Source organism: Thioalkalivibrio paradoxus ARh 1, from assembly GCF_000227685.2.
Lineage (GTDB): Bacteria > Pseudomonadota > Gammaproteobacteria > Ectothiorhodospirales > Ectothiorhodospiraceae > Thioalkalivibrio > Thioalkalivibrio paradoxus.
The window spans coordinates 3456570-3476428 of the sequence record NZ_CP007029.1 but is presented as its reverse complement, the minus strand read 5'-3'; the positions used below and the strand labels follow the sequence as shown (position 1 = coordinate 3476428).

16 protein-coding genes and 1 pseudogene are annotated in these 19859 nt (G+C 67.1%); 15 read left to right on the top strand and 2 right to left on the bottom strand.

The features are described 5' to 3' along the window. Positions 1-22: 22 nt before the first annotated feature. The 12 genes and pseudogenes from THITH_RS15730 (at position 23) to narL (ending at position 12078) form a co-directional block, all read left to right on the top strand. On the top strand, positions 23-2017 hold the full coding sequence (locus tag THITH_RS15730; protein ID WP_006746850.1) for a heme lyase CcmF/NrfE family subunit: 1995 nt from the start codon (positions 23-25) through the stop codon (positions 2015-2017). After that, positions 2014-2532, top strand: coding sequence for a DsbE family thiol:disulfide interchange protein (locus THITH_RS15725; protein WP_006746851.1), 519 nt, complete (start codon positions 2014-2016; stop codon positions 2530-2532). Before THITH_RS15730 ends, THITH_RS15725 begins: the two co-directional genes overlap by 4 nt. Beyond that, the gene (locus THITH_RS15720) at positions 2529-3059 is read left to right on the top strand and encodes a cytochrome c-type biogenesis protein (RefSeq protein ID WP_006746852.1); all 531 of its coding nucleotides are present in this window, start codon (positions 2529-2531) and stop codon (positions 3057-3059) included. Before THITH_RS15725 ends, THITH_RS15720 begins: the two co-directional genes overlap by 4 nt. 5 nt (positions 3060-3064) lie before the next feature. Further along, positions 3065-4333: a c-type cytochrome biogenesis protein CcmI gene (gene ccmI, locus THITH_RS15715; RefSeq protein ID WP_006746853.1), complete on the top strand. Its 1269-nt coding sequence runs from the start codon at positions 3065-3067 to the stop codon at positions 4331-4333. A gap of 76 nt (positions 4334-4409) precedes the next feature. Further along, positions 4410-5179, top strand: a pseudogene (locus THITH_RS15710) (heme ABC transporter permease). Next, positions 5176-5346, top strand: coding sequence for a heme exporter protein CcmD (gene ccmD / locus THITH_RS15705; protein WP_006746855.1), 171 nt, complete (start codon positions 5176-5178; stop codon positions 5344-5346). The pseudogene THITH_RS15710 and the gene ccmD overlap by 4 nt, the downstream one beginning before the upstream one ends. After that, positions 5343-5852: a cytochrome c maturation protein CcmE gene (ccmE, locus tag THITH_RS15700; protein ID WP_006746856.1), complete on the top strand. Its 510-nt coding sequence runs from the start codon at positions 5343-5345 to the stop codon at positions 5850-5852. Before ccmD ends, ccmE begins: the two co-directional genes overlap by 4 nt. 3 nt (positions 5853-5855) lie before the next feature. Further along, positions 5856-7865 (top strand): heme lyase CcmF/NrfE family subunit, encoded by a 2010-nt coding sequence (locus tag THITH_RS15695; RefSeq protein ID WP_006746857.1) that lies wholly within the window; start codon positions 5856-5858, stop codon positions 7863-7865. An 8-nt stretch (positions 7866-7873) separates the two neighbouring features. Continuing rightward, positions 7874-8413 carry a DsbE family thiol:disulfide interchange protein gene (locus THITH_RS15690; RefSeq protein WP_006746858.1) on the top strand — a complete coding sequence of 180 codons (540 nt, stop codon included), beginning with the start codon at positions 7874-7876 and terminating at the stop codon, positions 8411-8413. A gap of 82 nt (positions 8414-8495) precedes the next feature. After that, entirely contained in the window at positions 8496-9389 is an 894-nt protein-coding gene (gene ccmI / locus THITH_RS15685; RefSeq protein WP_006746859.1) for a c-type cytochrome biogenesis protein CcmI, read from the top strand. 153 nt (positions 9390-9542) lie between these two features. Next, positions 9543-11441, top strand: coding sequence for a histidine kinase (locus THITH_RS15680; protein ID WP_006746860.1), 1899 nt, complete (start codon positions 9543-9545; stop codon positions 11439-11441). A gap of 1 nt (position 11442) precedes the next feature. After that, positions 11443-12078, top strand: coding sequence for a two-component system response regulator NarL (gene narL, locus THITH_RS15675; protein ID WP_006746861.1), 636 nt, complete (start codon positions 11443-11445; stop codon positions 12076-12078). 98 nt (positions 12079-12176) lie between these two features. On the opposite strand, the gene THITH_RS15670 is transcribed toward narL, so the two are convergent. Next, a complete protein-coding gene (locus tag THITH_RS15670) occupies positions 12177-12980 on the bottom strand; it encodes a M90 family metallopeptidase (RefSeq protein ID WP_006746862.1) in 804 nt (267 codons plus the stop codon). Between the two features lie 94 nt (positions 12981-13074). Here THITH_RS15670 and gshA point away from each other — a divergent pair, with 94 nt between their 5' ends. The 3 genes from gshA to THITH_RS15655 all read left to right on the top strand — a co-directional run bounded on the left by gshA (position 13075) and on the right by THITH_RS15655 (position 19412). Beyond that, the gene (gshA, locus tag THITH_RS15665; RefSeq protein ID WP_006746863.1) at positions 13075-14685 is read left to right on the top strand and encodes a glutamate--cysteine ligase; all 1611 of its coding nucleotides are present in this window, start codon (positions 13075-13077) and stop codon (positions 14683-14685) included. 501 nt (positions 14686-15186) lie between these two features. Beyond that, complete coding sequence (locus THITH_RS15660; RefSeq protein ID WP_025367638.1) at positions 15187-16260, top strand: efflux RND transporter periplasmic adaptor subunit; 1074 nt, start codon at positions 15187-15189, stop codon at positions 16258-16260. Beyond that, the gene (locus THITH_RS15655) at positions 16257-19412 is read left to right on the top strand and encodes an efflux RND transporter permease subunit (protein ID WP_006746865.1); all 3156 of its coding nucleotides are present in this window, start codon (positions 16257-16259) and stop codon (positions 19410-19412) included. The genes THITH_RS15660 and THITH_RS15655 overlap by 4 nt, the downstream gene beginning before the upstream one ends. Positions 19413-19460: 48 nt before the next feature. Here the strand turns inward: THITH_RS15655 and msrB are convergent, their stop codons facing one another. Continuing rightward, positions 19461-19856 (bottom strand): peptide-methionine (R)-S-oxide reductase MsrB, encoded by a 396-nt coding sequence (msrB, locus tag THITH_RS15650; RefSeq protein ID WP_025367637.1) that lies wholly within the window; start codon positions 19854-19856, stop codon positions 19461-19463. Positions 19857-19859 lie beyond the last annotated feature (3 nt).

Sequence of the window (19859 nt, the reverse complement as noted above, 5' to 3'; positions counted from 1 at the left end):
GCCCGCGTGCAGGAGGTGATGCATGATCCCGGAGCTGGGACAGTTCGCGGTGGTCCTCGCGCTTGTGCTGGCGCTGGTGCAGGGGACCGTACCTCTGATTGGCGCCCAACGCGGCGACAGCCGGATGATGGCACTCGGCAAGCCCCTGGCCCAGGCGCAGTTCGTGCTGCTGCTGACGGCGTTCGCGGCGCTTGCCTGGTCCTTCCTCGCGCACGACTTCTCGGTGAAGAATGTCGCGCAGAACTCCTTCTCGCAGCTCCCCGCGGTGTACCGATTCACCGCGACCTGGGGATCCCACGAGGGCTCGCTGCTGTTCTGGACGGTGATCCTGGCCGGCTGGTCGGCCGCCGTCGCGGTGTTTTCGCGCCAGTTGCCGGAGGAGATGGTCGCGCGCGTGTTGGGTGTGATGGGGCTGATCAGCGTCGGCTTTCTGGCACTGCTGATCTTCACCTCGAACCCGTTCGAGCGCCTGTTCCCGATACCCGCTGACGGACGCGACCTGAACCCGCTGCTGCAGGATGTCGGCATGATCTCGCACCCGCCATTGCTCTACATGGGGTATGTCGGGTTTTCGGTCGCGTTCGCGTTTGCGATCGCGGCGCTGTTGTCGGGGCGGCTCGACGCGGCTTGGGCCCGTTGGTCGCGGCCCTGGACCACTGCGGCCTGGACCTTCCTGACGATGGGCGTTGCGCTGGGCAGCTGGTGGGCCTACCGCGAGTTGGGCTGGGGTGGCTGGTGGTTCTGGGATCCGACCGAGAACGCCTCGCTGATGCCCTGGCTCGCCGGTACTGCGCTGATCCATGCGCTGGCGGCTACCGAGAAGCGCGGCGTGTTCAGCAATTGGACGGTGCTGCTTGCGATTGCGACGTTCTCGCTGTCGCTGCTCGGCACCTTCCTGGTGCGCTCCGGGGTGTTGTCCTCGGTCCATGCCTTTGCCACCGACCCGATGCGCGGGTTGTTCATTCTGAGTTTCCTCGGAGTCGTCATCGGGGGCTCGATGATCCTGTACGCGCTACGGGCGCCGCGTATGCTTTCCGGGGGATCGTTCGGCTGGTTCTCGCGCGAGTCGCTGCTGCTGACGAACAACGTGTTCCTGGTCGCGGCGCTCGGCGCAGTGCTGCTGGGCACGCTCTATCCACTGTTCCTCGACGCGCTGGGCCTCGGCAAGATCTCGGTCGGTCCGCCGTACTTCAACGCGGTCTTTGTGCCGCTGGTGGCGCCAGTGCTGTTCCTGGTGGGTCTGGGGCCGCTGGCACGCTGGAAGCAGGCTGATCTCCCGGACCTGATAGGGCGATTGAAATGGGCATTCGCGGTCGCGCTCGTCACGGCCGCGCTGTTGCCGCTGACGGTCGACGGCATCAATTGGAAAGTGAGCCTGGGTCTGTTCCTGGCGCTGTGGATCCTGTTCACCGTGCTCAAGGGTTTCGCGCTGCGCCTGCAGCACAAGCGCGGCGGTCGCATCCGGGAACTTGCGCGTCTGCCGCGGTCGTTCTGGGGGATGCAGATCGCACACCTGGGGCTCGCGTTCCTGGTCGTTGGCGTGACGGTCGTTTCCAACTACGAGACCGAGCGCGACGTGCGCATGCCTATCGGCAGCCACGTGGAGCTTGCGGGCTACCGGTTCGTTTTCCAGGGAGTGGAGGAGTTGCCGGGTCCGAACTACGTCGCCGGGCGCGGCACGATGGAGATCACCAGCCCCTGGGGTCGTTCGTTCACGCTGTACCCGGAGAAGCGCAACTACAATGCCTCGGGAATGATCATGACCCAGGCAGCGGTGAACTACGGGCCGTTCCGTGATGTGTACGTGTCTCTCGGCGAGCCGCTGGGAGACGGCGTCTGGACGGTGCGCGTCTACCACAAGCCGTTCGTCGGCTGGCTCTGGGTTGGAGCGCTGCTGCTTGCGATCGGCGGCACGCTGGCCGCTGCCGACCGGCGCTACCGCGTGGTGTTGCGGCGCCGCGAACCGGCAATGGCCACGCGGCCGGCGGCGGCACCGCGCGAGGAGGTGGCGACATGAGGCGCTGGATCCCGCTGTTGCTGGTCACCGCACTGGGCGTGTTCCTGTACCTTGGCCTGTACCTGAACCCCAAGGAAGTGCCGTCTCCGCTCGTGGGCCGCCCGGCACCGGACTTCACGCTGCCCGTGGTCGGGAGCCCGGGCGAGACCTTCTCCCCTTCGGAGGTGCGCGGGCAGGTCTGGCTGTTGAACATCTGGGCGCCGTGGTGCAGCACCTGTCTCGAGGAACACCGCCACTTGCCACGAATGGTGGCCGGCCGGGTACCGATCTACGGCCTCACGTGGAAGGATCTTGACCGCGAGGCGGCGCCATTGCTGGCGCGCAACGGCAGCCCCTATGTCGCGGCGGTCGACGACCGCGACGGGCGCGTCGCGATCCGTTACGGCGTCACGGTGACTCCCGAGACCTTTGTGATCGACCGTGACGGCATCATCCGCATGAAGCACGTAGGCGCGATCACGCCGTCGGTATGGGAGCAGAAATTCGTGCCTCTGCTGCAGGAGTTGCGGACATGAGGCGGCGGGTCCTGCTGGCAGTCGTGCTGCTCTGGCTGGTTCCGGCCCTGTTGCCGGCCGGCCAGCCGGCCCTTCCGAATGCCGACGATCCGGTACTGGAGGCACGCCTGAACGTGCTGGCGGCGGATCTGCGCTGCGTCGTCTGCCAGAACGAATCGCTGGCCGAATCGCGTGCTTCGCTGGCGCTCGACCTGCGCGAGGAGATTCGCGAGATGATGCGCGACGGAATGACCGACGACGAAGTGGTCGAGTCGCTGGTCGCCCGGTACGGCGATTTCGTGCTGTACCGCCCCCCGGTCAAGCCGATGACCTACGCGCTCTGGGGCGGGCCGCTGGCGTTCCTGCTGATCGGTGTGGGGCTCGCCGCTGCGACGCTGCACCGCCGCCGGACCGTGACGGCCGCGCAGGGGGTCAGCCCGGAAATGCTGCGCGAGGCGGCCCGACTGCTGGAATCCGACACCCATCCGTCCGGAGCACGGGCCGCCTCGCGATCCGTGTCCGGTTCCCCGATGCAAGAAGAGAGGTAAATCCGTTGAATTCGATCGTATCCGTAGCCGCTTTCTGGGTTCTGGCCTTGCTGATGGTCGCCGTGGTGCTGGTATGGGTGCTGCCCGCCGCTCTGCGCCGGCCCGCGAAGGACGCGCTGGACCGGCGCGAACTCAACATCGCAGTGTACCGGGACCAATACCGTGAACTGGAAGAGGATCACCGCAATGGGCTGCTCAGCGACGCCCAACGCGATGCCGCGCGTGCGGAACTCGAGGCGCGCCTCGCCCAGGACGCCCTTACCGGGGCCGAGGCTGCAGGTTCGGCAACCGGCGGCGCTCGCCGGCTCGCCACCGGGCTGGCCGCGGTGATCCCGGCGCTGGCGCTGGGCGCTTACCTGGTGGTTGGAGAACCCGGTTTCGTGATCAAGGTCGCGGCAGCAGAGCAGGAGGAACAAGAGCGCCAGCGTGAGATGCAGGAGGCCCTGGAACGGCTGGACCGCCAGGTCGACGACGCGCTTGCAACCCTTGAAGAAGCCGTGCGCGAGGATCCGGAGGATGGCGTGAGCTGGACCTTCCTCGCCAACGCCTACATTGCTCGTGATCGCTGGGAGGATGCCGAGGCTGCGTTCGCACGCGCGTACGAGTTGCTGCCCGAGACGGCGGCGGTCGTCTCGGGTTATGCCGAGGCGCTGGCAGTGAACGCCGGCCGCGACCTCAGTGGGCGTCCGATCGCGCTGGTGCGTGAGGCGCTGCAGCTCGACGCTGAAGATCAAAAAGGGCTGGAACTTGCCGGGATCCATGCCTACCAAAACCGCGAATACACCACTGCCGCCTACTATTGGAACCAGCTGCTGGGCCAACTGCCGGAGGGCACGCCGGCGCACGACGAGCTCACCGCAATGGTGCGCAACGCCCGGGTTCACGGGCACGTCGAGGCGTTCGGCGAGTCGGAGCTCGAGCCGAGCGATCTGGTGACCGTGTCCGGCGTCGTCGAGTTGGCGCCCGAGCTCGCGGACCAGGCTGAACCCGGCGACACCGTGTACCTGTTTGCGCGTACCCTGACCGGCAACACCCTGCCGCTGGCTGCGCTGAGCACCCAGCTCGACCAGCTGCCGGTCGCGTTCACGCTCGACGACAGCCTTGCGATGTCCGCCGACCATGTGTTGTCGAACCATGAGAGCATCACACTGGTTGCGCGTGTCTCGCGTCACGGCGACTCGCGTGCCCGCCCAGGCGATCTGGAAGGGGTTCTGGACGAGGTTGAGGTCGGCAGCAACGATGTGCGCCTGGTGATCGATACCGTCAGGCCCTGATTGCGCGCCGCTGGCCGGCGCCACGGACCGGCGTCGGCGCAGCGGGGCCAACCGAACGTCAGCGGAGGCATGTTCGATGTCGCAGCGAAGCACCGCGGTCGCGGACCGGGGTATCCAGTGGTTCCGGTTCACGGCGCCGGCGAATTTCTACGATCTGGCGGGGCGGTTGATTCCGTGGTTTGCCGGGCTGACGGTGCTGCTGTTCGCGGCGGGGCTGTATCTGGGACTGGTGGTGGCGCCGCCGGATTATCAGCAGGGGGACAGTTACCGGATCATCTACATTCACGTGCCGACGGCGTGGATGTCGATGTTTTTGTACGTATTGATGGCGGTCTATGCCGGGATCGGGCTGATCTGGCGGATCAAGATGGCGGAGGTGATGGCGAAGGCGATTGCGCCGACGGGTGCGTTGTTCACGTTCCTGGCGTTGTGGACCGGCGCATTGTGGGGGCGGCCGACCTGGGGGTGTACTGGGTCTGGGATGCACGGCTGACGTCGGAACTTATTCTGCTGTTTTTGTATCTCGGCTACATGGCATTGCATGCGGCGATCGACGATCGCCAGCGGGCGGCGAACGCGAGTGCGGTGCTGGCGCTGGTGGGGGTGGTGAACGTGCCGATCATTTATTTCTCGGTGCAGTGGTGGAACACCTTGCACCAGGGTGCGTCGATCACGGTGACCGAGGCGCCGACGATGGCGACGATCATGTTCGTGACCTTGCTGATCATGGTGCTGGCGTGCTGGATGTATTCGATTGCGGTGGTGCTGGCGCGGGCGCGGATCGAGTTGCTGGAGCGCGAGCGTCGAGCGCGCTGGGTACGGGAACGGCTGGAGGGTGAGACATGATGGAGTTTCTGGCGATGGGCGGGTATGCGCCCTATGTCTGGGGCTCGTATTTGGTGATGGCCGGGCTGTTGCTGGTGGAGCTGGTGCAGTTGCGCTATCGCCGGCGCAGTCTGGTGGGCTGGCTCAAGCGCATGGCCCGGTTGAACGAGCAGGAGGGTACGCGATGAAGACGCGGCAGAAGCGGTTGTTGCTGGTGGCCGGGGGGCTGGCCAGTCTGGCGGTGGTGGCGGGGCTGGTGCTCAACGCCTTTCGGGACAATCTGGTGTTTTTCTACACGCCTTCGGACATCGTCGCCGACATCGTGCCGATGGAGCGGACGTTCCGGATTGGCGGGCTGGTCGAGGACGGCAGCGTGCAGCGGGGCGAGGACGGCGTGACGGTGCATTTCCGGGTCACCGACACCGCGGTGGCGGTGCCGGTGGTGTATCACGGGATTTTGCCGAACCTGTTCCGCGAGGGTCAGGGCGTGGTCGCGGTGGGCAGCCTGCAGGACGGCGGGGTGTTCAAGGCGAGCCAGGTGATGGCGCGCCACGACGAGACCTACATGCCGCCGGAGGCGGCGGAGGCGATCAAGCGCGCGCAGCGTGAGCAGGCGCGCACGGTCGGCGATGCCGGCGGGGCGGTGGACGGCCATCCCGGCGGCACCCCCGGCGGCTATTCCGGGGGGTACTGAGGCATGGTGGCCGAGCTTGGACTGTTTGCGCTGATCCTGGCGCTGCTGCTGGCGATTGCGCAAGGCACGCTGCCGCTGATCGGGGCCGCGCGCGGCGACGTCGCGCTGATGGCGGTGGGGCGCAGCGCCGCGTTCGGGCAGCTGTTCTTCATCGCGCTCGCCTACGCGGCATTGACCTACGCCTTCGTCACCGACGACTTCTCGCTGCGCTATGTCGCGACGCACTCGAACTCGCTGTTGCCGACCCAGTACAAGATTTCCGGGGTCTGGGGCGGGCACGAGGGCTCGCTGCTCTTGTGGGTGCTGATCCTGAGCCTGTGGAGTGCGGCGGTCGCGACCTTCAGCCGCAGCCTGCCGCGCGAGGTGCTGGCGCGGGTGCTCGGGGTGATGGGCCTGGTCGCGATCGGCTTCATCGGCTTCACCCTGTTCACCTCGAGCCCGTTCGAGCGCCTGCTGCCGGCGGCGATGGAAGGGCGCGATCTCAACCCGATGCTGCAGGATCCGGGGCTGATCTTCCACCCGCCGATGTTGTACATGGGCTATGTCGGCTTCTCGGTCGCGTTCGCGTTCGCGATTGCCGCGCTGATCGGCGGCCGGCTCGACGCGGCCTGGGCGCGCTGGTCGCGGCCCTGGACCGCGGTCGCCTGGGCGTTTCTGACGCTCGGCATCGGGCTCGGGAGCTGGTGGGCGTACTACGTGCTGGGCTGGGGCGGCTGGTGGTTCTGGGATCCGGTCGAGAACGCGTCGTTCCTGCCCTGGCTGATGGGTACCGCGCTGCTGCACTCGCTGGCGGTGACCGAGAAGCGCGGCGGGTTCAAGAACTGGACCGTGATGCTCGCGATCCTGACCTTCTCGCTGGTGCTGCTGGGTGCGTTCCTGGTGCGTTCCGGGGTGTTGACCTCGGTGCACGCGTTCGCGGTCGACCCCGACCGCGGGCTGTACCTGCTCGGCTTCATGGCGGTGGTCGTCGCCGGCTCGCTGACGCTGTTCGCCTGGCGCGCGGGCAAGGTCGGCCTCGGCGGCAGCTTCGGGCTGGTCTCGCGCGAGTCGGCGCTGCTGACCAACAACGTGCTGCTGGCGGTGTCCGCGGCGGCGGTGCTGCTGGGCACGCTGTACCCCTTGTTCCTCGACGCGTTCGGCCTGGGCAAGATCTCGGTCGGCCCGCCGTACTTCGAGGCGGTGTTCCTGCCGTTGATGCTGCCGCTGCTGCTGTTGCTCGGGTTCGGGCCGCGGCTGCGCTGGAAGCAGGACAGCCCGACCGAGCAGCTGTGGCGGCTGCGCTGGATCCTCGGGTTCAGCCTGGTGTTCGGGATGCTCTGGCCGCTGGCGGTCGGCAGCTGGTCGCTGCTTGCCGGGATGGGCACCTTCCTGGGGCTGTGGATCCTCGGCTCGGCACTGAAGGACGTGGTCGAGCGCCTGCGCCGGCGCCCGGGCAGCACGCAGGGCTTCGGCACCCGGGTCCAGCGGCTCGGGCGCAGCTACGCCGGCATGCAGATCGCGCACATCGGCGTCGCATTGCTGGTGATCGGCGTCACCTTCGTGATCGGCTACGACGACGAGCGCGACGTGCGCATGGCGGTGGGCGAGACGGTCGAGGTCGGCGGCTATGGGTTCCGGCTCGATCGGCTGGAAACCGTGGACGGTCCGAACTACACCGCCGAACAGGCGACGGTTGCGGTGTTCCGCGAGGACGGCCGGCAGCTGGCGACGTTGCGCCCGCAGATGCGCGACTATTTCAGCCAGGACATGCCGATGGCGCACACCTCGCTGCACCGGGGGCTGTTCCGGGATCTGTACGTGAACATGGGCGAGCCGCTGGGCAGCGATGCCTGGGTGATGCGGGTCTACTACAAGCCGTACATGAACTGGATCTGGACCGGCGCGGTGCTGATGGGCCTGGGCGGCTTCCTGGCGGCCACCGACCGCCGCTACCGCGTGCGCGTGCGCCGCGAAGAGGATCTGCCCGACGATAGCGCCGACACCGCGGGCAGACCGTCGGCGGCATCGGCCTGAGGCTCGGGATGCGTTCTCGTTCGCTGCTCCCCTTCCTGCCCGTTCTGATTCTGATCGGGCTGGTCGGGACGCTGGCCGGTGCGCTGGTCTGGAACATGCTGAACGTTGCGGAGCCACTGGTGGGCCGGGACGCACCGGCGTTCGACCTGCCTGAACTGCGGGATCCGGAGGCCCGATTCAGCAGTGCGGACATGCTCGGCAAACCGGCGCTGCTGAACGTCTGGGCATCGTGGTGCGTGACCTGCCGCCAGGAGCACCAGACATTGGTGAACCTTCAGCGCATGGGCATCCCGGTGTACGGGCTGAACTTCCGGGACAGCCGTGAGCAGGCCCTGGCCTACCTGAGCCGCGGGGGAGATCCGTTCTCCGCGATCGGATTCGATCCGAACGGACGGGTCAGTGCGGACTGGGGCGTGCACGCGACTCCAGTGACTTTTCTGGTCGACCGCGATGGGCAGGTACGGTTCAAGCATGTCGGGCCTTTGCACGCAGACCTTGTCCAGCGCCAGCTGATCCCGCTGTATCGGCAGCTCGAGGCCGACTCATGACCGCCAGTTACGTTCTGGATTCGATCCAGTTCGCGGGGCAGGGAGTCCTGCCCGGTTGTCAAACCAGTTTTCGGAGAAGTGCATGACCCTGTTCTGGATTCTTGCGATCGCGCTGCTGGCGGTCTCCCTGTTGTTTGTTTTCGTGCCGTTGTGGCGTTCCCGGGCGGCAGCCGGCGCTGCCGCCGGCAGCACCGGGAAGAGCGCAAGCGGCACCGGCTTGTCGATTTATCGCAGTCAGTTGGCGGAACTCGAAGCCGACCGGCAGGCGGGCGCATTGTCCGACGCGCAGTATCAGGCCGCAAAAGTGGACCTGCAGCGCGGGCTGCTGGAGATGTCCGAATCGGCTGCAGGTTCTGGCCGCACGCCGTCGCGTTCCTGGCGCTGGGCCGCCGGCGGCGGCGCGCTGGTGCTGGTGCCGGTCCTGGCCGTCGGCATCTACCAGGGATTCGGTGGCGGGCCGCTGGCCTTCGATCCGCCGCGGCAGCCCGACCCGTCCGAGCCCGTGGCGGAGGGCACGAACGACCCGGAAGCGATCATCGAGGCATTGCGCGAGCGCCTGGACGAGAATCCGGACGACCCGATCGCCTGGGCACTGCTGGGCAGGGTCTACCATGCGATGGGGCTGACGCGCCGGGCCGCGCAGGCCTATGCCTCGTCGATCGAGCACGGCGGAAATCACGACGCGGACATCCTGGTGGACTACGCCGATGTCCTCGGAACGATTCAGAACGGCAACCTCGAGGGGCGGCCGCGCGAGCTCGTCCGCCGGGCGCTCGACATCGAGCCCGATCACAGCACCGGTCTGTGGCTGGCGGGTACCGCGGCTTTCCGCGCAGGAGACTACGCCGAAGCCCGCGAGTACTGGCAGCGGCTTGCGCGCGGTCTGCCGGTGGGCTCGCAGAACCGAGCGATCATCCGTGCGAACCTCGACGAGGTGGAGGCGCGCATCGCCCAGGCGGGCGGTTCGGGCTCCTGATATCGGCTGCGATCCGACCTCCGGCCGTGCCGGTCCCCTGGATTCCCGGACGCCATGTCCTGCGGGAACCATCTATGATCATGGATGTAATCATCTTTGATGGAGTCCCGGCCGGCCGCCTGCTGCGGGTGCGGCGTTGCTCCGAGGATCTGCATGCTGCGCCTCATCCATCGATCGCTGTTCGTGCAACTGGGCTTCGCGCTGTCGCTGATGGCGACGATGGCCCTGTTCGGGATCGTGACCTCGGTGATCATCGCGGAGCAGCTGCGAGGAGCCGCAACGGCGATCAATCATGCCGGAACCCTGCGCTTTTCGACCTATGCCGCGAGCACTACGGCGCTGAGGCCGGAGGTCGAGGACATCGAACTGCACCGGAGGGACCTCGAGACCGCGCTCCGACGGTTCGAACGGCATTACCGGAGCGAGGCGCTCCTGCGGTTGGTGCCGAACGATGTCTCGCATCCCGCACGCCGATCCTATGACGAGATCGGACGAATGTGGGACGCTGAAATGCGCCCGACGATCCTCGGTTTCTCCACCGTGCACCCGGATGGTGCAGCGTACCGGGATCTGCGCGTGGTGGTCGACGATTTCGTGGATCGGGTCGACCGGATGGTCCTGCAGCTCGAGCAGCGCGCCGAGTCCTTCGTGCAGGTCCTGCGTGTCGTGCAGGCGGCCTGCCTGTTCATGATGGTGCTGGTAATGTTCATCACCGTGCGATTTCTGCGGCGCCAGGTGATGCGCCCATTGCGCGAGCTGCTGGGCGGTGCCGAGGAAGTGCGTCAGGGTGTGTTCACCCGCCAGATCGCGCATACCGGGCGCGACGAACTGGGACAGCTGGGCGCGGCATTCAACCGCATGACTCGGGATCTGTCCCGGCTCTACAACGATCTCGAAGGGCGCGTGCGCGAAAAGACACGCGCTCTGGAATACAGCAACCGGTCGCTGGAATTGATGTACCGTTCGCTGAGCCATCTGCACGATGGCTCGCTGAACCGGGCGACCTACACCGATACCCTGCGCGAGATGGAGGCACTGCTCGGTTTTGGGCACGGCAGCCTCTGTCTGCTCGACCAGGGCGGCCTCAAGGGGTTTCAGCTGGCCGATTCCGGGCCCATCGGCGACTCGAGCGGCCCCCTTTGCGATCGCCAGACCTGTGCGGGCTGCACCGGCGATGCCGGCGAGGGTCCGCGGTTGAAGGCGGGCCCCGGTGGCCAGCAAGTGCTGTCGGTGCCGCTGTTCGATGGCGGGGAGCTGCACGCGCTGTTGCAAATGACGGTGCCCGAGGGAACCCGCCTCGAGCCGTGGCAGGTCCAGCTGGTCGAGGCTATCGGTCGCCACCTGGGGGTTGCGATCGCGAGTCAGCGTCGTGCGATCCAGGGCCGGCGTCTGGCGCTGCTGGAGGAGCGCGCGACCATCGCCCGGGAATTGCACGACTCGTTGGCACAGGCGCTCAGCTATCTGAAGATCCAGGTCAGCCGCCTGCGCGCGGCTCTGCGTGGCTCCACGCGCAACGACGAAGTGGAAGCGGCGCTGCAGGATCTCCACCATGGGCTGAACGATGCCTACGGCCAGCTGCGCGAACTGCTGACGACGTTCCGGATCGGCCGCGGTGGTGAGGGATTCGGCCATGCGCTCGAGGAGACGGTCGCCGGTGTCGCCGCGCGCGGATCCCTCGAGGTCGCGCTCGAGAACGGGCTGGCCGACGGAGAGCTTGGCATCAACGAGGAAATCCACGTGTTGCAGATCGTCCGGGAAGCACTTTGCAACGTGTTGCGCCATGCCCGGGCCTCGCACGCCTGGGTGCGGCTCGGGTGGACATCCGAAGGGATTCTGCTGAGCATCCGCGACGATGGCATCGGCATCCGCCCCGGGGCGCGGGAGAAACCGAACCACTACGGACTCACGATCATGCGCGAGCGCGCACGGCAATTGCATGGGACGATCGATATCGAGTCGGTGGCCGATGGGGGCACCCGGGTCGAGCTGCGGTTCCGACCCGTGCCGGCCCCAGTACCGCAACCGGCCGAAGCCGCGCGCTGGGCGGTCTGAGATGCCGGAAGCGGTCCGGGTGCTGGTCATCGACGACCATCCGCTGTTCCGGCGGGGGGCGCGCCACCTGATGGATATCGAGGCCGGGTTCGAGGTCGTGGGCGAGGCGAGTTCCGGGCGCGAAGGCCTCGATCTTGCGCTGAAGCTCGTGCCCGACCTGATTCTGCTCGACCTGAACATGACCGACATGGATGGCACCGAGACGCTCGGCGCGCTGCGCGAGGCCGGGATCGACGCCCGGGTGGTGATGCTCACGGTGTCCGACGAAGAGGAAGATCTGGTGGCCGCGCTGCGGGCTGGCGCCGATGGCTACCTGCTGAAGCACACCGAGCCCGAGGAGCTGCTGCGCCAGCTGCGGCAGGTGCTTTCCGGGCGCCTGATCCTGACCGACGAGCTTACTGAACGTCTGGCCGAGGCGATGCGTCGCAAGCCGCCCCCCGGAGAACGCGGCATGCTGACGCGCCGCGAACAGGAGGTGCTCGACCAGATTGCGGCCGGCCTGAGCAACAAGCAGATCGCCCGGGAGCTGGGGCTGAGCGAGGGCACGGTCAAGGTGCATGTAAAGCACCTGCTGAAGAAGCTCGGGATGCACTCCCGCCTCGAGGCGGCGCTGTGGGTCGTGGAGCAGCAGAAATAGGGCCGGTATCGAGACCGGCGTTCCTCCCAGCGATTCGGCCGGTCCGCCAGCGCTGCGTCGGATCGGTGATGGCTTCGGCCCGGACGCCGGCGGCCGGCTCAGTTCGTCCCTTCCGGCAGGCCGGTCTCGATCTCCGGTGCGCGCAGATGCGGCTGTTGCCCGAAATAGTCGGCGAGCTGCGCGTAGACGCCGGGGAACACTTCGCGAAGGTATCCGGGCGAGAAGAAGAAATACTCGCTGGCTACCGCAAGGAACTCGGCCGGGTCGGTGGCCGCGTAGGGGTCGATCAGCGGCTCCTCGTCGCGCTCGATGGCGTCGTTCAGCTGTTCGAAGGCCGCGCTGAACGTTTCGGTCCAGGCCGTTGCCGGCATCCGCGCCGGTAGTGGCGGGAAGCCGTTGACATCGCCGTTCCCGGCGTCCAGCGTGTGCGTCATTTCGTGCACGATCACCGCACCGTCGGCAGCGATGTCGTTCCAGGACAGAACGACCGGGCCGCGTTCCCAGGCTTCCCCGGCCTGCGGCACCACCGCGTGGTGGTGCACGCCCGCGTCGTCGACCCATTCCTGTTCGGGAGTGAACGTGTCCGGGTAGACGATCACGGTCTTCCACTCCCGATAGGCGCGGGTGCCGAGATGCAGCACCGGCAGACAGGCATAGGCTGCGATCACATGCCGCTGCCAGGGTTGAAGATCGAGGCCGATCGCAACGAAATGCTTGGCCGCCAGGAACTCGCCGATGCGTTCCCGCAGGATGGCGATCTCTTCCGTTGACAGGGCGGCCAGGAACGGAACCCGTGCCTCCAGTGCCTGCCACTGGTGATCGTCCAGCACGATCGGGCCGGGTCCGGCCAGGCGCAGGCGCTTGCCGAGATCGTCGAACAGCGTTCTGAGGTCATTCAGCATCGAGGCATCATTATCCCGCGGACACCAATGTGACCGCGCGTGGTCATTACGGTATGTTCCCCGCTTTTTTCCCCTGGGGCAAAGGAACACGTACGTGGGTACTCCCGAAAACGATCTTCAGCAACTGATGCTGCGCTTGGGCGAGCGGCTGCCGCCGACCGCGTTGCGCGGCCGGATCGGCCTGGAGAAAGAGACGCTCCGGGTACGGGCGGCCGGATCGATCGCACAGACACCGCACCCTGCCGGTCTGGGGTCGGCGCTGACCCATCCCTACATCACCACCGATTATTCCGAGGCACTGCTGGAACTGGTCACGCCGCCGTTCGACGATGTGCGCGAAACGCTGGGTTTCCTGCAGGATCTGCAGGCCTTTGCGGCAGCCCGGGTCGGCGACGAGATTCTCTGGGCCACCAGCATGCCCTGCGCGGTCAGTGGCGAGGATTCGATCCCGGTGGCGCAGTACGGCCATTCCAACGCCGGCCGGATGAAGACCGTCTACCGCATCGGGCTCGGACACCGCTACGGGCGCTTGATGCAGGTGATCGCCGGCGTGCATTTCAACTATTCGCCGCAGCCCGCACTTTGGCCGATCCTGGCCGACTTGCGCGGCGAGACCGACGACCGCGACTTCCGCGACCGCTGCATGATGGGGATGATCCGCAACCTGCTGCGTTTCGGCTGGCTGGTGCCCTACCTGTTCGGTGCGTCTCCTGCGGTCTGCAACACTTTCCTCGATGGGCGCGGAGCCAGGCTCGAGGACTTCGATGACGACAGCAGCTACCTGCCGCTGGCGACCAGCCTGCGCATGGGGGACATCGGCTACAACAACCGCAAGGAGGCGGACACCGGGATCAAGGCCAACTACAACTCGCTGGCCGAGTACGTCGACAGCCTGCGCTGTGCGATCACCACCGAGAGCCCGGAATGGGCCCGGATCGGGGTCAAGGTGAACGGCGAGTACCGGCAGCTGAACGCGAATATCCTGCAGATCGAGAACGAGTACTACAGTTCGGTGCGGCCCAAGCAGCCGCTGGAACGCTTCGAGAAGCCGACCGATGCGCTGGAGTCGCGGGGTATCGCCTATGTCGAACTGCGCTCGGTCGATGTGAACGCCCAGCACCCGCTTGGCGTGGATGAGAGCCAGCTGCGCTTCCTCGAGGCTTTCTGTCTCACGGCGCTGCTGATTCCCAGCGCCCCACTCAGCGAGTCGGCGATGGCCGACATCGACGCGAACCTGCTCGCGGTGGCGCACTACGGCCGCAAGCCCGGCCTGATGCTGCGCTGCGAGCGTGGTCCCGCGGCATTGCAGGATCTCGGTCGCGAGATCCTGACTCTGATGCGCCCGGTTGCGGCAATGCTCGACCAGGGCCTGCCCGGAGACCCGTATCGCCGTTCGCTGAGCGAACAATGGGGCAAGGTGGAACAGGCCGCGCTGACCCCGTCGGCGCGGATGCTGGAGGACATGATGGCGCGCGAGGAGGGGTTCTACCGCTATGCGCGGCGGCTTTCGGACCAGCACCGCGAGGCTTTCCGCAGCAACTGCCCGCTGCCCCGCGAGGCCGAACTGGTCGAGCTGGCCCAGCATTCGCTGACCGAACAGGCCGCGATGGAGGCCAGCGACCGCTACGATTTCGACAGCTTCCTTCAGCGCTATTTCGATGGCAGTCTCGTGGGAATGTCGGGTGCACGCTCGTTCATCCGCTGAACCGGTCGCGCGCTGCCGTTTCCCTCGCCTGCGGGAGAGGGGTGTGAGCGAAAGCGAGCTCGGGGCGCGGGGAGGCTCTGCGCTTGGCCCGCCCGGCGCGCAGGTGTCCGCGCTTGGCAACAGGGCGTTTCCCGGGGCGGAATGGAATTAAACCTTTATGCCGCGGTCTTTCACTAGGAGCCTGTCGGACTTGGGCTGCTCCTACTGCGCCGGTGGGAATAGCGGTGCATTGTTCCCTGATTTCTCGTTCCATAGAACCGCTATGCGCCTCGAAATCATGAAAAACTGCCCTCGCTCTCCCACGCGGCTCGCTACGGGCACCCAAGTCCGACAGGCTCCTAGGCGGGAGGGAGACCGTCGGAGGGTGCCGGCCCAATCGGTCAACAACGCGCGGTGGCTGCTGCACGATGGGCGTGGCGGTGAGCGTGCAGGTCGAGGGAGACCACTGGTCGTGCGAAGAAAACGGACTTGCCCCACTTGGGCCGCCAGCGAAGCACGGTGTTGAAAGCGTTCGTCATCGTGCTGCTGTTGGCCGCTGTCGGTGCCGGTGGCTTGTGGTTCTGGTCGAGCCAGGAGCGCGCGGCGGGTAACGCGAGCCCGGCGGCCGGCAATGCCGCCGTCGACCGCAGGATCCCGGTGCGTCTGGCCGTGGTCGAGCCGCAGCGCTTCGAGACGGTGCTCGAGTCGCTCGGCACCGCGCAGGCCAATGAATCGGTCACGCTGACCGCGACCGTGACCGCGACCGTGGCCGAAATCGCGTTTCGCGATGGCGACGAGGTCGAGGCGGGTCAGATCCTGGTGCGCCTCGCGTCAGCGGAGGAGTTCGCAGAGCAGCGCGAAGCGCAGGTCGCGTTGGCGGAACAACGGCGCGAATTGAACCGCATTCGCGGGCTGGCGGCAGACGGCATCGTGCCGCGCCAGCAGGTGGACCAGCAGCGCTCGCGTGTCGAGGAATCGGAGGCCCGCCTGGCCGCGGTCGAGGCGCGGCTTTCCGATCGCGTGATCCGGGCGCCGTTCGCCGGAGTACTTGGGCTGCGGCGGGTCAGCTCGGGTTCGCTGGTGTCGCCCGGCACCGCCGTCGCCGAGCTCGATGACATCTCGGTCATCAAACTCGATTTCACCGTGCCCGAGCGTTTCCTGGGTGCGGTGCGCGCGGGTAAACCGGTGAAGGCGCGCAGCGTCGCGTTCCGCGACCGCGTGTTCGAGGGCGTGGTCACCGCAGTCAGCACCCGGGTCGACGTCGCCACCCGCAGCTTCACCGTGCGCGCGGAGATCGATAACCCCGAGCGCGAGCTGCGGCCCGGGATGCTGCTGACCACGCGCCTGCCGCTCGATCCGGCGGATCGGCTGGCGATTCCTGAAGGCGCGGTGCTCGCGACGGCCGACCGGCATTTCGTCTTCCGGCTCGCCGACGACGGCAAGGTCGAGCGCCAGCAGATCCGGATCGGTCGGCGCCAGCCGGGCTGGGTCGAGGTGCTGGACGGACTCGCTGCGGGTGACCGGGTGGTCACCGATGGCATTCTGCGCGTGCGCCAGGGCAGCGAGGTGCGAGTGCTGGAGGAAGAACCGGCATGATCATCTCCGACATCGCGAATCGCCGGCCGGTACTCGCGGTCGTGTTCAACCTGCTGCTGGTCACCTTCGGCCTGATCGCCTATCAGCAACTGCCGCTGCGCGAGTACCCCGACATCGACGCGCCGGTGATCACCGTGACCACCGACTATTCGGGTGCCAGTGCCGAGATCATCGAGCGCGAGGTCACCCAGCGCCTCGAGGACCGAATCGCCGGCATCGAGGGGATCCGCTACATCCAGTCGTCGAGCCGCGACGGCCGCTCGTCGATCACCGTCGAGTTCAACCTGAACCGCGACATCGACGCCGCCGCCAACGACATCCGCGAAGCGGTGTCGCGCGTGGTGCGGTTCCTGCCCGACGAGGTCGACCCACCGCAGGTGACCAAGGCCGACGCCGACGCGAGCCCGATTCTCTGGCTGAACCTCTCGAGCACCACGATGGATGGCCTGGAGCTCGCCGACTACGCGCGCCGCTACCTGGTCGACCGGCTGTCGGTGGTCGACGGCGTTGCGCTGATCCGGCTCGGCGGGGCCCGCCGCTACGCGATGCGAATCTGGGTCGACCGCGAGGCGTTGGCGGCGCGTGAGCTCACCGTCGTCGACATCGAGGACGCGCTGCGGCGCGAGAACGTCGAGCTGCCCGCGGGTCGGGTCGATTCGGTCGACCGCGAGTTTCGGGTTCGCGTCGACCGCATGTACCGCACCGTCGAGGATTTCGAGAGCCTGGTGATCCGGCGCGCGGACAACCAGCACCTGGTGCGTCTGGGCGAGGTGGCCGAGGTCAGGCTCGGCTCGGACTCCGAGCGCACCGAGTTTCGGGGCAACGGCGAGGACATGGTCGGGCTCGGCATCATCCGCCAGGCCAACGCGAACGTGCTCGACGTTGCCGACGGCGTGAAACGGGTTGCGGCCGATCTGCAGGAGCAGCTGCCCGACGGCACCTCGCTGGTGGTCACCTATGACAGCTCGGTGTTCATCGAGGGCGCGATCCGCGAGGTCTACATCACGCTCGCGATCGCGACCGCCGCGGTGGTGCTGGTGATCTACCTGTTCCTCGGCAGCTGGCGCGCGACGCTGATCCCCGGCGTGACGGTCCCGGTCGCGATCACCGCCGCGTTCATCGGCGTCGCGCTGCTTGGCTTCTCGGTGAACCTGCTGACCTTGCTCGCGCTGGTGCTCGCAATCGGGCTGGTGGTCGACGATGCAATCGTGATGCTCGAGAACATCCACCGGCGCATCGAGCGCGGTGAACCGGGTCTGCTGGCGGCGTACCGCGGGGCCCGCCAGGTCGGTTTCGCGATCGTCGCGACCACCTCGGTACTGGTCGCGGTGTTCGTGCCGTTGGCCTTTCTCAGCGGTACCGTCGGGCGGCTGTTCACCGAGTTCGCGCTCGCGATCGCGATCGCGGTGGTGTTCTCGAGCATCGTCGCGCTGACGCTGGCGCCCGTGCTTTCCGGACGGCTGATGCACAAGGGCGACGACGATACCGGCATGGCGCGTTTCGTCAGCCGCGGCTTCGGGGCGCTGGAGCGCGGCTATCGGCGGCTGCTCGAGCGCAGTCTGCCGCATGCCTGGGGTGTGGTGCCCATCCTGCTGCTGGCGCTCGGCGGCGCCTGGTGGCTGCTGAGCGAAATCCCGGAGGAGTTCGCGCCGCGCGAGGACCGGGGCGCGTTTTTCATCATGGTCACCGGCCCGGAGGGCGCGAGCTTCGACTACATGAGCGAGCGGATGGCGGAGGTCGAGCGCCGCCTGCTGCCGATGACCGAGCAGGGTGATGTGCGCAGGATCATGGTGCGTACCCCGCGCGGTTTCGGCAACCCGGAGGCGGTGAACAACGGCTTCGTGATCGTGATCATGCATCACTGGAACGACCGGGAGCGCTCGTCCTGGGAGGTGATGGACGAGATCAACGCCTCGCTGGCGGAGATCCCGGGGATCACCGCGCGCGCGATCATGCGCCAGGGACTCTCGGCCGGGCGGATCGGACCTCCGGTGCAGTTCGTGATCACCGGGCCCGATTACGACGAACTCGCCGAGTGGGGTGAGACATTGCTCGAGCGCGCGGAGGAGATCCCCGGCCTCGCAAGGCTCGAGCTGGACTACCGGCCGACGCAGCCGCAGATCTCGGTGCATATCGACCGCGACCGGGCAGCCGACCTCGGGGTGTCGCTGACCACCGTCGGGCGCACATTGGACGTGATGCTCGGCGGGCGCAGCGTGACCACCTTCATCGAGCGCGGCGAGGAGTACGACGTGATCGTCGAGGGACGTTCCGACCAGCGCCGCACGCCGGGCGACATCTCGAACCTCTACGTGCGCTCGGACCGGGGCATGCTGATCCCGCTGTCCAGCCTGGTCAGCTACGACGAGGTGGCCGGTGCCGGATCACTCGAACGCTACAACCGTGCGCGCGCGGTGACGTTGACTGCGGCGGTGCAGGAAGGCCACACGCTGGGTCAGGTGCTCGCGGAGCTCGATGCCGCGGCCGCCGAGGTCCTGCCGCCCGAGGCCCGCATCGACTACAAGGGCGAGTCTCTGGATCTGCGCGAGGGCGCGCAGGCGGTGTTCTTCGTGTTCGTGCTCGCGCTGCTGGTGGTCTACCTGGTGCTCGCCGCGCAGTTCGAGAGTTTCGTGCACCCGTTGGTGATCATGCTCACGGTGCCGCTCGCGATTGTCGGCGCGCTGCTGGGGCTGTACTTCACCGGTCAGACGATGAACATCTACAGTCAGATCGGCATGGTGATGCTGATCGGGCTGGCGGCCAAGAACGGCATCCTGATCGTCGAGTTCGCGAACCAGTTGCGCGATCACGGACGCGAATTCCACCGGGCCATCGTCGAGGCGTCCAGCATGCGGCTGCGTCCGGTGCTGATGACCGCGCTCACCACGGTCGCCGGGTCCATCCCGCTGATTCTCGCGACCGGTCCGGGTTCCGAGACCCGCTTCGTGATCGGTATCGCGGTGTTTTCCGGGGTGCTGTTCGCGACGCTGTTCACGCTGTTCGTGATTCCCGCGGCCTACACGTTGCTCGCGCGCCGCACCGAGTCGCCCAAGGCCACGACCCGAACCATCGAGGGTCTCGATGGGCGCATCGACGACGTGGATCGCGATCGGGATATCGTTGCCCCCGCCACTGAAACCAGGAATTCGTAGCTTCCCCCTCCCGCAGTGCGCGGGAGGGGGCCGGGGAGGGGCGACCGGTCAGTCCGGCTCGAATTCGAGCACCGCCGAGTTGATGCAGTAGCGCAAACCGGTCGGCGCCGGTCCATCCGGAAACACATGCCCCAGATGGGACTGGCAGCGCGCACAGCGTACCTCGGTGCGGAGCATCCCGTGACTGGCATCGCGGTGCTCGGATACCGCGTCGCCGCTGGCCGGCGCGGTGAAACTGGGCCAGCCGGAACCCGAATCGTACTTGTCGGTGGAGCGGAACAACCCGGCCCCGCAACCGACGCAACGATAGCGGCCCGGCGCCTTGTGATCGTAATACTGGCCCGTGAAGGCCGGTTCGGTTCCGCCCTCGCGAGCGATGCGGTACTGCTCCGGGGTCAGTCGCTGCCGCCAGTCGGCATCGGAAATCTCGTCGGATCGGGACATCAT

Excerpts from the sequence above, each read along its gene's own strand:
- THITH_RS15730 (WP_006746850.1), top strand. The coding sequence starts at position 23 with ATGATCCCGGAGCTGGGACAGTTCGCGGTGGTCCTCGCGCTTGTGCTG.
- THITH_RS15725 (WP_006746851.1), top strand. The coding sequence starts at position 2,014 with ATGAGGCGCTGGATCCCGCTGTTGCTGGTCACCGCACTGGGCGTGTTC.
- THITH_RS15720 (WP_006746852.1), top strand. The coding sequence starts at position 2,529 with ATGAGGCGGCGGGTCCTGCTGGCAGTCGTGCTGCTCTGGCTGGTTCCG.
- ccmD (WP_006746855.1), top strand. The coding sequence starts at position 5,176 with ATGATGGAGTTTCTGGCGATGGGCGGGTATGCGCCCTATGTCTGGGGC.
- ccmE (WP_006746856.1), top strand. The coding sequence starts at position 5,343 with ATGAAGACGCGGCAGAAGCGGTTGTTGCTGGTGGCCGGGGGGCTGGCC.
- THITH_RS15695 (WP_006746857.1), top strand. The coding sequence starts at position 5,856 with ATGGTGGCCGAGCTTGGACTGTTTGCGCTGATCCTGGCGCTGCTGCTG.
- THITH_RS15690 (WP_006746858.1), top strand. The coding sequence starts at position 7,874 with ATGCGTTCTCGTTCGCTGCTCCCCTTCCTGCCCGTTCTGATTCTGATC.
- ccmI (WP_006746859.1), top strand. The coding sequence starts at position 8,496 with ATGACCCTGTTCTGGATTCTTGCGATCGCGCTGCTGGCGGTCTCCCTG.
- THITH_RS15680 (WP_006746860.1), top strand. The coding sequence starts at position 9,543 with ATGCTGCGCCTCATCCATCGATCGCTGTTCGTGCAACTGGGCTTCGCG.
- narL (WP_006746861.1), top strand. The coding sequence starts at position 11,443 with ATGCCGGAAGCGGTCCGGGTGCTGGTCATCGACGACCATCCGCTGTTC.
- THITH_RS15670 (WP_006746862.1), bottom strand. The coding sequence starts at position 12,980 with ATGCTGAATGACCTCAGAACGCTGTTCGACGATCTCGGCAAGCGCCTG.
- THITH_RS15655 (WP_006746865.1), top strand. The coding sequence starts at position 16,257 with ATGATCATCTCCGACATCGCGAATCGCCGGCCGGTACTCGCGGTCGTG.
- msrB (WP_025367637.1), bottom strand. The coding sequence starts at position 19,856 with ATGTCCCGATCCGACGAGATTTCCGATGCCGACTGGCGGCAGCGACTG.